We start from the raw sequence: 12131 nt of genomic DNA on the forward strand, positions 1-12131 counted from the left end.
CGCGGCGGTGCTCAGGCGGCCGTGCCCGGGGCGGCGGTGCTCAGGCGGCCGTGCCCGGGGCGGCGGTGCTCAGGCGGCCGTGCCCGGGGCGGCGGTGCTCAGGCGGCCGTGCCCGGGGCGGCGGTGGAGCCGGCCGGGACGCCGAGGGAGCGTTCGGCCTTGGCGACGGCGGCCCGGTAGTAGAGGGAGGCCAGGTCGGCGTCGTCCGAGCCCTCCTGGAAGTACCCGTAGCCGAGCGCGACGTCCCCGAGGCGTTCGAAGCCGAGGTAGCCGTGGAGCTGGGTGCCGCCGAGTGAGCCGTCGATGCGGACGGCCGGGGCCTCCTCGCGGTCGCCGAGGGCGATCTGGGTGACGGTCAGGGTCACGCTCTCCCCCTCGCCGTCGGTGATGTCGAGGCTCGGGCACTCGGTGAACGCGGATTCGACGGCTTCGAGGTCGGAGTCCATCTCGTCGGGCTCCGCCGCGGTGAGGAACTCCACGATGAACGGGTGGCCGTCCGGGCCCTCGAACTGGGCCTCCTGGTAGGGGCTCTGGGCGGAGCTCGGCAGGTCGTCGGTCACGGTGCCGTTGAGCAGCGCCCGCAGGGCGTCGCACCCGTCCAGCGGGGTGGCGCCGGAGCCCGGTGGGGGCGTGGGGCTCTCGGTGCCCGGCTCGACATCGGTGAAGTCGGGGCCGAGTTCGGCGGCGGTCAGCAGGGCCGCCCGGAGCTGCTCGTCGGTGGGCAGCTGGGTGACGGCCGCGGGTGCGTTCGCGGCGGCGGTCGCGCCGACGGCGCTCGCGGGCGCTGGTGCGGGTGCCGGTGCCGAACCGGCGGAGAGCTGGGCGCCGCCGAGGGTGAGCGCCGTCGCGACGGCCACCGCGGTGAGGGCGGGGAGAGGCCTCGGGAGGGACATGCGGGCCCCCGGTCGAGAGGTCGGACAGGGACAGGCGTCCAGTCTCCCACCGACGGTCCCGACCCGCCCCTCCGGCAGGCATCGCCGCAGGTCAGGGCAGTTCGCTTCGGCCCGGGGCCAGCGCGTCGAGGGTCTCCGCGAGCCAGTGCACCCAGAACTCCTCCAGGCCGATCCCGGCGCGCAGCACGGCGTGCTGGAGCGGGTCGCCGTCGTGCTCCGCCCCGGCCGGGAAGTCGCGCCGCTCGATCTCCTCGTAGTGCGCCAACTGCTCGCGGTGCAGGGCGAGGTGACGGCGCAGCTCGACGTCCAGCCCGGCCGTGCCGACCACCGCAGCGGCACGCAGCCGCAGCAGCAGCGGGTCGCGGATCGGCCGGGGCTCGTCGGCGGCGGCCGTCCACCGCTCCAGCTCGGCGCGCCCGCCGGGCAGCACCTCGTACTCCTTCTTCTGCCCGCGCACCGGCCCGGTCTGCGGGAGCGCCCGGATCAGCCCGGCGGCCTCCAGCCGGCTCAGCTCGCGGTAGATCTGCTGGTGGGTGGCGGACCAGAAGAAGCCGATCGACTTGTCGAACCGCCGCGTCAGCTCCAGACCGGAGGACGGCTTCTCCAGCAGGGCGGTGAGGATGGCGTGCGGCAGCGACATGGCACCGATCCTAGGCCGGATCCCGGGCCGGTCCCCCGGAGCGCCGCCGCACGCGGGGGTGGCCGCTCAGAGGGCGGCGGCCAGCTCGGTGCCCTGCTTGATGGCGCGCTTGGCGTCGAGTTCGGCCGCCACGTCGGCGCCGCCGATGAGGTGCGGGGTGACGCCGAGGGCGCGCAGCGCGGCGTCGAGGTCGCGGCGCGGCTCCTGGCCGGTGCAGAGCACCACGGTGTCGACGGGCAGCAGCTGCGGTTCGCCGCCGAGGGTGAGGTGCAGTCCGGCGTCGTCGATCAGGTCGTAGCGGGCGCCGGCGACCATCGTGACGCCGCGGTGCTTGAGCTCGGTGCGGTGGATCCAGCCGGTGGTCCTGCCGAGTCCGCCGCCGACCTTGCCCGGCTTGCGCTGGAGCAGGTGGACGCGGCGGGGCGGCTCGGGGCGCTCGGGGCCGGTGAGGCCGCCGCGCTCGCGGTACTCGCCGTCGATGCCCCAGTGGCGGCGGTGCACGGCCGGGTCGAGGCTGGGCGCGTCGCCCGCGTCGGTGAGGTACTCGGCGACGTCGAAGCCGATGCCGCCGGCGCCGAGGACGGCCACCCGCTCGCCGACGTGGGCGCCGTCGCGCAGCACGTCGAGGTAGCCGAGCACGCTGGGGTGGTCGACGCCGGGCAGGTCGGCGGGGTCGGGGGTGCGCGGGGTGACGCCGGTGGCGAGCACCACCTCGTCGAAGCCCTCGGCGGCGAGGCCGTCCGCGTCCGCCGTCGTGCCGAGCCGCAGGTCCACGCCGAGGGTGTCGAGGCGGTGGCGGTAGTAGCGCAGGGTCTCGGCGAACTCCTCCTTGCCGGGGATGCGGCGGGCGATGTCGAGCTGGCCGCCGATGGTGCCGGCGGCGTCGTACAGGGTGACCCGGTGGCCGCGCTCGGCGGCGGTGACGGCGAAGGCGAGGCCGGCCGGTCCGGCGCCGACGACGCCGATCCGCTTGGCGAGCCGGGTGGGGGCGAGGACGAGTTCGGTCTCGTGGCAGGCGCGCGGGTTGACCAGGCAGGAGGTGATCTTCCCGCTGAAGGTGTGGTCGAGGCAGGCCTGGTTGCAGCCGATGCAGGTGTTGACGGCCTCGGGGCGGCCCTCGGCGGCCTTGGCGACGAAGTCGGGGTCGGCGAGCAGCGGGCGGGCGAGCGAGACCAGGTCCGCGCAGCCGTCGGCGAGCAGCTGCTCGGCCAGTTCCGGGGTGTTGATGCGGTTGCTGGTGACCAGCGGTATCGAGACCGACCCCATCACCCGCTTCGTCACCCAGGCCCAGGCACCGCGCGGCACCGAGGTGGCGATGGTGGGGATGCGCGCCTCGTGCCAGCCGATGCCGGTGTTGATGACGGTGGCGCCGGCCTCCTCGACGGCCCCGGCGAGGCGGACCACCTCGTCGAGGGTGGAGCCGCCGGGGACGAGGTCGAGCATGGAGAGCCGGTAGATCACGATGAAGTCCGGGCCGACCCGCTCGCGCACCCGGCGGACGATCTCCACCGGGAAGCGCATCCGGTTCTCGTACGGGCCGCCCCACTCGTCCTCGCGGTGGTTGGTGGCGGCGGCGGTGAACTCGTTGATCAGGTAGCCCTCGGAGCCCATGATCTCGACGCCGTCGTAGCCGGCCCGCCGGGCGAGCGCGGCGCAGCGGGCGAAGTCGTCGACGGTCCGCTCGACCTCGTCGGCGGTGAGGGCGCGCGGCGGGAAGGGGCTGATCGGGGCCTGGAGGGCGCTGGGGGCGACCAGGCCGGGGTGGTAGGCGTAGCGGCCGAAGTGCAGGATCTGCAGCGCGATCCGGCCGCCGGCGGCGTGCACGGCGTCGGTGACGACGCGGTGCCGGTCGGCCTCCTGCTCGGTGGTGAGCATGGCGCCGCCGTCCCAGGGGCGGCCGGCCTCGTTGGGGGCGATGCCGCCGGTGACGATGAGGCCGACGCCGCCGCGGGCGCGTTCGGCGTAGAAGGCGGCCATCCGCTCGAAGCCGTCCGGAGCCTCCTCCAGGCCGACGTGCATGGAGCCCATGATCACGCGGTTGGGGAGGGTGGTGAAGCCGAGGTCGAGCGGGCGCAGCAGGTGCGGGTAGGGCGGCGGCGGGGCTTCGGTGCTGGCGGTCGTCGTCATCGCGGCGTCTCCTGGACGGGCTGGTGGTTACTCCACGGTAGGGGACGGGCGGCCATTTATGCAACGAGTTGCATAAGTGATGCCGGGAACACCGCCCGGCCCTCCCCGGCGGGCCTCCCCGGCGGATCACCACGACGGATCTCCCTGACGGGCCTCTTCGGCGGTCCTCCCCGGCGGATCTCCCTGACGGATCGTCAGTGCGCGCCGTATCGTCGATGCCGACGGGACGACGAAGGGGCCGGCGCGGGGCCGGCGGGGTCCCGGCGAGAGGGGGACGGTCGTGCGGGGTGGATCGGTCGCCGTGGTCGGCGGCAGCATCGCGGGGTGCGCGCTCGCGCGGGCGGCGGCCCGGGGCGGCGCCGAGCGGGTCACCGTGCTGGAGCGCAGCCCGGGGCACCTGGAGGACCGCGGGGTGGGCCTGTGCATCCTGCTGGACCGCTACGACGAACTCGTCCGGGCCGGGCACCTCGACGACGGCATCCGCCACCACCCCGTCACCTCCCGGCACTGGGTGGCGCGCGGCGGGGACGACTCCGGGCGCGGACGGGTGCTGTGGGTGCAGCCGATGGCCATGCACTCCTACCACTGGGGCGTGCTCTGGCAGGGCCTGCGCGAACGCACCCCGGACAGCGTCGGGTTCCGCCCCGGCACGGCCGTCACCGCGGTCGGCGGCACCGACGCCGCCGGGCCCGCCTGGGTGGAGACAGCGACCGGCGGACGCGAGGAGCACGACCTGGTGGTCGGCGCCGACGGCCACCGCTCGGTGGTGCGCACCGCCGTCTGCCCCGGGGCCCGCTCCGAGTACGCCGGGTACGTCGCCTGGCGCGGCAGCTTCGACGCGCAGCTGCTCGACACCCTCCCCGGCGGCGCGGCCCGCTGGCCGGAGCAGGAGGTGATCACCGCCTGCTACCCCGGCGGCCAGGTCGTGCTCTACCGCATCCCCGGACTCGCCCCCGGCTCCACCCTGGTGAACTGGGTCTTCTACGCCCCCGCGCCCGCCTGGCTGGAGCGCGCCTCCGAGGACTCCGACCCGCTCGGCTTCGCGGTCGGCTCGCTGGACACCGCCCGCCACGACGAACTGGCCGAACTCGCCGAGCGCGTGCTGCCGTCGTACTGGGCGGCGGCCGTCAACCTGACCCCGGTCGAACGGATCCTGCTCCAGCCGATCCACGACCTGGAGACCCCGCGCCGCACCGCCGGCCGCCTGCTGCTCGCCGGCGACGCCGCCACCCTCGTGCGCCCGCACACCACCAGCGGCGCCGCCAAGGCGCTCCAGGACGCCTCCGCCTTCGAGGACGCCTGGCGGGCGGCCGGGGACTGGGCGGACCTGCTGCCCGGCTACGACCGCGAACGCGGCGCGGCCGGGCACGCCCTGGTGGGCCTCAGCCGCCGGCTGGGCCGGGCGCAGGTCACCGGCGCGCCGGACTGGTCGGCCATCGACGCGGCGGGGATGGCCGCGTGGTGGCAGGGGCAGTTGGGCAGCACGGGCGGGTTCGGCGGGCTGGCACTCGACCGCTCGCCGAACCCGCCGTCGGCCACCGGGCGTTGACCCGCTCAGTCGACCGCCCGGTGGCCCGCCGCTCCGGTCAGACGTTCACGCCGTAGTCGGTGGCGATGCCGCGCAGGCCGGAGGCGTAACCCTGGCCGATCGCGCGGAACTTCCACTCGGCGCCGTTGCGGTACAGCTCGCCGAAGACCATCGCCGTCTCGGTGGAGGCGTCCTCGGAGAGGTCGTAACGGGCGATCTCCTGCCCGTTGGCCTGGTTGACGACCCGGATGAACGCGTTGCGCACCTGGCCGAAGCTCTGGAACCGGGCGTCCGCGTCGTAGATCGACACCGGGAAGACCACCCGCGCCACCTCCCCCGGGACGGTGGCCAGGTCGACCTTGATCTGCTCGTCGTCGCCGTCGCCGCCACCGGTGAGGTTGTCACCGCTGTGCTCGACCGAACCGTCCGGGCTGCTCAGGTTGTTGAAGAAGACGAAGTGCCGGTCCGAGAGCACCCTGCCGTTCGCGGCGCAGAGCAGCGCGCTCGCATCCAGGTCGTAGTCGGCACCGGTGGTGGTGCGCACGTCCCAGCCGAGTCCGACGATGACGGCCGTCAGGCCCGGCGCCTCCTTGGTGAGCGAGACATTGCCGCCCTTGGCCAGCGAAACTCCCACGATTGCCCTCCTCGGTCGCTCTCCCTGCCAATGAATCTACAGCACTGTAGAGATCACGAGGCCCGGTCGCGCGACAACAACCCGGTCACATGCTCCGGCAGCAGACAGGCCCGGCGGGAGAGGATCTCGACGAAGGCCGCCGTCAACGCGTCCGGCCTGGTCCGGGTGTACGCCACCAGCGGCCGCCGCACCGGCGGTTCGGGCCTGCGCACCAGCCCGTCGAACCCGGCCGGCACGATGTTCGCCGGCACCAGCGCCGGCCCCAGCCCCGCCGCCGCGAGCAACGGCGCCGCCGCCGTCTGCTCGGTGCGCACCGCCGCCCGGGGCCGGAACCCGGCCTCGGCGCAGGCCGCGTCCAGCAGGTCCGCCAGGCCGTTGCCGGGCGCGTAGTGCACCCAGTCGCGCTCGGCCAGGTCCGCCAGCGGCACGCGGTCCGCCGTCTCCTCGCCCGACGGAAGCACCAGCACGAACTCCTCCACCCCCAGCTCCCGGATCGGCCCCTCCCACTCCCCCGGCGGCGTCCCCACCGCCACGTCCGCCTGCCCGGCCGCCATCGCCGCCCGCAGCTCCTCGTTGTGCGCGAACTCCCGCAGCCGGATCCGCACCCCCGGGTGCGCCGCCCGCCACGCCCGCAGCACCGGCGGCAGGATGCCCAGGCTCACCGAGTACACCGTCGCCAACTCCAGCTCCCCGCCCGCCAGTCCGGCCGCCTGCCGGGCCGCCGCGCGCAGCCGCCCGGCGTCCGCCAGCGCCGCCCGCGCATGCGGCAGCACCGCCCGCCCCATCGGCGTCAGCCGCACCCCGCGGGGCAACCGCTCCAGCAGCGGCCCGCCCACCGCCTTCTCCAGCGCCCGCACCTGGTGCGACAGCGCGGGCTGGGTGACGTGCAGCAGCTCGGCGGCGCGGGTGAAGGAACCGGTGTCGACGACGGTCACCAGGTACTCGAACTGCCGGAGGGTAGCCATGCAGACAGTTTATGGCTCCCGCAAAAAACAAGCCTTGGACGCATCGCCCCTGCTCAGCGCAGCCTTTCCCCATGACCGACACCGACCTTCCCGCGTCCTTCCCGCTTCCCCTCCCCCTCACCCTCCCGCTCCCCCTCGCCTCCCGCCGCGTCGTCGTGGTCGGCGCCGGCTCCCACACCGGCCGCGCCCTCGCCCACGCCGCCTCCGCCGCCGGAGCCGAACTGATCCTCGCCGGCCCCGACCCGCGCAAGCTGGAGTGGACGGCCGGCGAACTGTCCGGCCCCGCGAAGGTCGTCCCCGTCGACCTCACCGACGAGGCCTCCATCGCCGCCCTCGCCACCGCCACCGGCCGCTTCGACCACCTGGTCTCCACCGCCGCCCTCCCCGCCAACGGCCCGCTCGCCGACCTCGAACTCGCCGACATCCACCGCGCGTTCGCCGCCAAGGTCTACGGCCCGCTGCTGCTCGCCAAGCACCTCGCCCCGCACGCCGCCACCGACACCCCCGACGGCGCCTCCTTCACCTTCTTCTCCGGCGTAGCCGCCTGGCGTCCCGCCCCCGCCCGCACCGTGATGGCCACCACCAACGGCGCCCTCGCCTTCCTCGTCCAGGCCCTCGCCGTCGAGATCGCCCCCGTGCGCGTCAACGCCGTCTCCCCCGGCATCGTCGACACCGGCGCCTGGGACCGCCTCGGCGCCGACAAGGCCGCCTTCCTCCACACCACCGCCACCCGCAACCCCGCCCGCCGCACCGGCACCCCCGAAGACCTCACCCGCGCCGTCCACTACGCCATGACCAGCCCCTACGTCACCGGCACCGTCCTCCACGTCGACGGCGGCGCCCGCCTGGCCTGAGCCCCCGGAACGCCCCGACCGTGGAGCCCCCCGCCCCATGGCCGGGGTTCACCGGCTGACGGAGGTACGGCGATTCGAACTCGTCGACGCACAAGCCGGACTCCCGCGTCTCCAGGACGGCGCCCTCCTCCGGCGAGCACGCCGAAAGGCCGCCGCCCCATGCGGGGTGGCGGCCTTCCGGCCGTTCGGACAACACCGTCATCGCGCTACCGCACCGGTCGACCCGGTGCCCGATCGACGGGCGGGCAATCCGGACGCGAGCCCGAGATCAACGTGCTGCTCCCGGGCAGGACGTCAGGAGAGAACGTCACTCTCCCACGAGGAGAGATCCTTCCGGAACCGCCTACTCGACGAGAATGCTCCCTCGGAGGTCTGCACGGTCATCTCCAGGAAACGACCCCCCAGCACTCTCCTGACAGAAATATCCCGAGCAAAAACGGCTCCGATCAGGTCCAGCGAGGAGGATACCGGAACACTGTCAAAGACATATCCGCCGATGACTATCCTGACATCCGCGCTTCCGTCCCGGACCGAGACAATCACCTCCTCGCCGTCCAGAGCATCGACCCACAGGTCGACGATTCTGGGGGACTCCATGACCTCCACAGGAACCACCGCCGAGACGAACTGGCGCGATGCCGCGTCGGAGACCAGGTCGTCGATTGTCATGTCACCCCTTCCATCCCCTGGACTTCCAAGTGGGAGCAGGACGATTCTTCGGCTTGCCCGGACGCCACGGACCGAAACCGACATCGATCTTGAGCTTGTTGATCTTGATGCGGAATACGGTTCGGACGTTGTTCTTCTTCTTCGACCTCACGAGCCCTGCGTCAAAGGTGCCGGTACCGCTCCACCCGATCGCATACTTGTCCGTCTTGGACTTCCCGTTGAGCAGGCCGGACCTCTTCGCACCGGAGTGCTTGTCGCCGAACAGAAGAGACTTCGCACCGATCACAGGGAGATTGTAGGCCCGGATTCCGATCTTTGCCCGAGTGATCTTGAGCAGCCTGGGGTTCGGGGTCGGCTTGGGTACCTTCGCCGCCACCTTGGTGGTCTTCACCGCAGCTGCCGCGACCTTGACGACCGGGCCGGCGCCGACGGTGGCGGCCACGGCGGTGACGGCCATCTCGGCGGCCTTCTCCCAGTTGCCGGTGGCGGCATAGGAGACCGATGAGACGGCGGCTGCGACAGCGCCGATCGGGCCGGGGACCACGGTGGCCACGACCTCGGCGACGACAGCGACGACCTGGACCGTCTTCTTCAGCCACTTGGGCATGCCCCAGTTGCCGTCGAGGTCGGTGCAGTTGACCGGGTCGCCGGTGCAGTAGTCGTACGCGCTGGCGTTGCCGCCGGGGACCGGGTCGATCTGGAGGAAGCGGCCCAGGGCCGGGCTGTAGAGGCGGGCACCCATGAGGATGTCGCCGTCCAGTGCCTCGGCCGAGCGCTGCTTACCGCCGAGCCAGCCGTAGCGGACCGCGGCCTGGCCGTCCTGCGGGATGCCGAACTCGTCGAAGTCCAGCACCACCGGGGTGGTCAGCGCGGTGTCGGTGGTGATGACGACCGAGCCGAACAGGTTGGTGAGCTGGAGCTGGACGTCACCGGTCTTGCTGGTGGTGGCCACCAGGTCGGCGTCGGGGCCCGAGACGTTGCGGGTCAGGGTGCCCTGGGCGGTGTCCTCGATCGTCCAGCGGACCTCGTCGCCGTCGTCGCCGTAGTGGTTCAGCTTCGACGTGGCGCCGGCCCAGGAGCCGTCCGCCTGCTTCTTCGACGTGGTGAACGCGGTCAGGCGGTGGGCGGCGTCGACGGCCCACTCCTGCTTGGTGTCCCCCTTCTCCTGGGCGGCGACGCGGTCGTTGGCCCAGTAGGTGTTGGTCGCACCGGTCGCGGTGGTCACCGTGCGCCCGAAGGCGTCGTAGGTGAAGCCCGCGTCGGTGAGGCGGTCGGCACTGTCGTAGGTGTGGTTCTCCGCCGTCGCCCCCGCCGTGCTGCACTCGCCGGACGCCCCCTTGGGGGAGGTCTGCTTGGACAGGCGGTTGGAGTGGGTGTCGAAGGCGTACTGGCGGGTGACGCAGCCGGTGGCGGCCGTGGACTGCTCGGCCTTCACCAGCCGGCCGAGCCGGTCGTACTGGTAGCTGCGGGTGGCGGTGGAGCTGGTGTCCTTGGCCACCTGCCCCTGGGTGGACATGTCGGTGGTCTGGGCCCAGACCACCTTGTTGTCGCTGGTACGGGTGTAGGTGCGGCTGGTGGCCTCGCCGACCGCGTTGGTGGTGTCCTTGCGGACGATGCCACCCGGGTAGGTCTGCTCGACGAGCTGGCCGTCCGGACCGTACTTCGCGGTGAACTCGCCGGCCACGCTGTCGTTGACCGAGGTGACCAGTCCGCGCGGCTCCTTCGCGCGGTCGTAGGTGTAGGTGGTGAAGCCGGTCGGGTCGGTGACCTTCACCGGCTTGCCGAACTTGTCGAACTCCGACGTGGTGGTGCCGCCGTCGGCGTCGGTGTACGAGATCAGTCGGCCCAGTGCGTCCAGGACGCGCACGAGCGACTTGCCGCCGGCGGTCGTCTTCACGGCATCGCCGGTGACCGGGTCGTACTCGGTGGTGACCTTCGGCAGCGGCTTGCCCTCGTCCGAGGTGATCTCGGTGGAGGTGACGCGGTCCGCGCCGTCGTAGGTGGTGACGGCCTTGCGGCTCTTGCCCGCGTTGACCTCGGTGGTCTCCTCTGCCTCACCGAACGGCGAGTAGCGGATCACCCGCTTGACCGGCAGCGTGGTCGGCATCCGAGACGCGTCCGCACCGGTGACCGCGCCACCTGGCGCGGTGGTGCAGCCCAGACCTGCCCACTCCGGACGGTTGGCACACTGCGCGTCGTCCGGGTTGGCACCGGCGGTGTAGAACACCGACTTCACCGTCCCGGCGTCCGAACCGTTCGAACCCGGCTTGCGCGACTCCACCGCACGCCCGGAAGCGTCGAACTTGACCGTGGCGGTCAGCTTGGCACCCAACGCGTCGGTGGTGACCGAGGTCGCCGCCTTCAGCGTCCAACCGGACGTGCCGCCGATCGGCGTGTCGTACCCCCTCTTGGTGACGCGCAGTTCGACGTCGTCGGCGTAGCCCTCGACGCGGGCGCCGTCGGTCTGGGTGGTGACCAGGTGGTACGCCTGGCCGTCGGGCTTGCCCTCGTCGTAGGTGTTGGTGTTGTGGTCGCGCGCCACCACCGAGGTCCCGGCCGGGAGGGTCGGGTTGACGGTGGTCTTGGTCAGCGTGACCGTGTCCAGGCCGGCGTGGTAACGCGGCCCGGTGCTGGCCGCGTTGGTGCCGGTGACGGTGAGCTTGAGCTCGTGGTCGCCGCGCGCCAGGTGGACCGGCGTGCCGACCGCGTACGGGGCCACGGCCGGGTCGGCGGAGTACTGGTCGATCGGCTGGCCGAGGTTCTGGCCGTCGATCGCGAACTGCACGGTGCCGTGGTCGGTGTACTTGGTCTGCTGGCCGGAGAGCAGGTAGTCGCCCTCCTCCGGCACGCTGACGCGGAGCACGGCGTAGCCGCCGGGGGCGGTCGCCCGCACGCTCAGGTGCGCGCCACCGGACCAGAGCAGGCCGCAGCAGTTGTTGTCGATCTGGACCGGCACGGTGGCGCCGAGCTGCGGCAGCTTCTCGGCCTCCGAGGTGACGGTGACCGGGGTGGTCTGGCCGTTCACCTGCTCGGCGAGCGAGGCGCGGTAGACCGGGCCGAGCGTCTCGACGACGTCGAGGCCGTCCGCGCTGTAGGTGGTGCGCGAGTCCAGGAGCCGGGCCCGGGACTTGGTGATCTCGGCCTTGCGCGCCTTCTGCTCGTCGGTCAGGTTCGCGGCGAGCAGTTCGGCCGGGATCTGGGGCAGGCTCAGTTCGGCGGTGAAGCGGTCGGCTTCGGGGTGGGTGCCGAGCGCGATGGCGCGGTTGGTGGCCTCCAGGGTGCGGACGGCGTGGCCGTAGCGGTCGTACTCGGTGGTGTCGATGTCACCGCCGGGGGTGATGGACGGGCTCGCCGTGTTGACCTCGTTGCCGGAGGCGTTGAGGTAGTGGACGGTGGCGGGCTTGTAGCCGTTCGGGCCGGGCTTGACCGCGGTGGCGGTGTTGGTGCCCGGGTCGTCCTCGGGACCGAACACGGCGGTGACGTCGGTGGGGGCGTCCAGCTGCGCCCACGTGGCCGTCTCCGCGCCGGACAGGTCGTACGGACCGCCCGCGCCGACGGTCAGCGGCACGTCGTAGACGACGTTGGTCGCGACCTCGCCGTTGACCTGGTCCTTGCTGCCCTGTGCCAGGGCGGCGCGGCGGACCTTGAGCAGGCGGCCCGGGTCCTGGTCGGCCGCGGCCTTGCCGTAGTCGAAGCTCCACGGCAGCTCACCCGCGGCGGTGATCTGGGTGACCCGGCCGTCCGCGTCGTAGCTGTACGTGGTCTTCAGCGGCTGGGCCAGGCGCGGGTCCCAGACCTGGGCGATGCGGCCCTTGTCGTCG

The 12131-nt window shown here is 72.9% G+C and carries 9 protein-coding genes; 2 read left to right on the forward strand and 7 right to left on the reverse strand.

Going from position 1 to position 12131, the window contains the following annotated elements; translation table 11 throughout:
* Positions 1 to 98: 98 nt before the first annotated feature.
* From ACFU74_RS30725 to ACFU74_RS30735, 3 genes are all read right to left on the reverse strand, one after another.
* Positions 99 to 893: a hypothetical protein gene (locus tag ACFU74_RS30725; protein WP_380762630.1), complete on the reverse strand. Its 795-nt coding sequence runs from the start codon at positions 891 to 893 to the stop codon at positions 99 to 101.
* 91 nt (positions 894 to 984) lie between these two features.
* Complete coding sequence (locus tag ACFU74_RS30730; RefSeq protein WP_380762632.1) at positions 985 to 1533, reverse strand: PadR family transcriptional regulator; 549 nt, start codon at positions 1531 to 1533, stop codon at positions 985 to 987.
* 66 nt (positions 1534 to 1599) lie between these two features.
* A complete protein-coding gene (locus tag ACFU74_RS30735; RefSeq protein WP_380762634.1) occupies positions 1600 to 3660 on the reverse strand; it encodes an FAD-dependent oxidoreductase in 2061 nt (686 codons plus the stop codon).
* Between the two features lie 280 nt (positions 3661 to 3940).
* Between ACFU74_RS30735 and ACFU74_RS30740 the strand changes: the two genes are divergently transcribed.
* Positions 3941 to 5209, forward strand: a complete 1269-nt coding sequence (locus ACFU74_RS30740) for a monooxygenase (protein ID WP_380762637.1) — start codon at positions 3941 to 3943, stop codon at positions 5207 to 5209.
* Positions 5210 to 5246: 37 nt separating this feature from the next.
* On the opposite strand, the gene ACFU74_RS30745 is transcribed toward ACFU74_RS30740, so the two are convergent.
* Both ACFU74_RS30745 and ACFU74_RS30750 read right to left on the reverse strand, forming a co-directional pair.
* The gene (locus ACFU74_RS30745) at positions 5247 to 5822 is read right to left on the reverse strand and encodes a TerD family protein (protein ID WP_380762639.1); all 576 of its coding nucleotides are present in this window, start codon (positions 5820 to 5822) and stop codon (positions 5247 to 5249) included.
* A 53-nt stretch (positions 5823 to 5875) separates the two neighbouring features.
* Positions 5876 to 6787: a LysR family transcriptional regulator gene (locus tag ACFU74_RS30750; RefSeq protein WP_380762642.1), complete on the reverse strand. Its 912-nt coding sequence runs from the start codon at positions 6785 to 6787 to the stop codon at positions 5876 to 5878.
* A 71-nt stretch (positions 6788 to 6858) separates the two neighbouring features.
* On the opposite strand from ACFU74_RS30750, the gene ACFU74_RS30755 reads away from it, so the two are divergent.
* Complete coding sequence (locus tag ACFU74_RS30755) at positions 6859 to 7641, forward strand: SDR family oxidoreductase (protein ID WP_380762645.1); 783 nt, start codon at positions 6859 to 6861, stop codon at positions 7639 to 7641.
* Between the two features lie 294 nt (positions 7642 to 7935).
* On the opposite strand, the gene ACFU74_RS30760 is transcribed toward ACFU74_RS30755, so the two are convergent.
* The gene (locus ACFU74_RS30760; RefSeq protein ID WP_380762647.1) at positions 7936 to 8310 is read right to left on the reverse strand and encodes a hypothetical protein; all 375 of its coding nucleotides are present in this window, start codon (positions 8308 to 8310) and stop codon (positions 7936 to 7938) included.
* 1 nt (position 8311) lies between these two features.
* Positions 8312 to 12131, reverse strand: a 3820-nt coding sequence (locus ACFU74_RS30765; RefSeq protein WP_380762649.1) for an RHS repeat domain-containing protein, incomplete at its 5' end; no start/stop codon positions are given.

The sequence above is a fragment of the Kitasatospora sp. NPDC057500 genome, assembly GCF_042802195.1.
In the GTDB taxonomy this organism is placed as follows: Bacteria; Actinomycetota; Actinomycetes; order Streptomycetales; family Streptomycetaceae; genus Kitasatospora.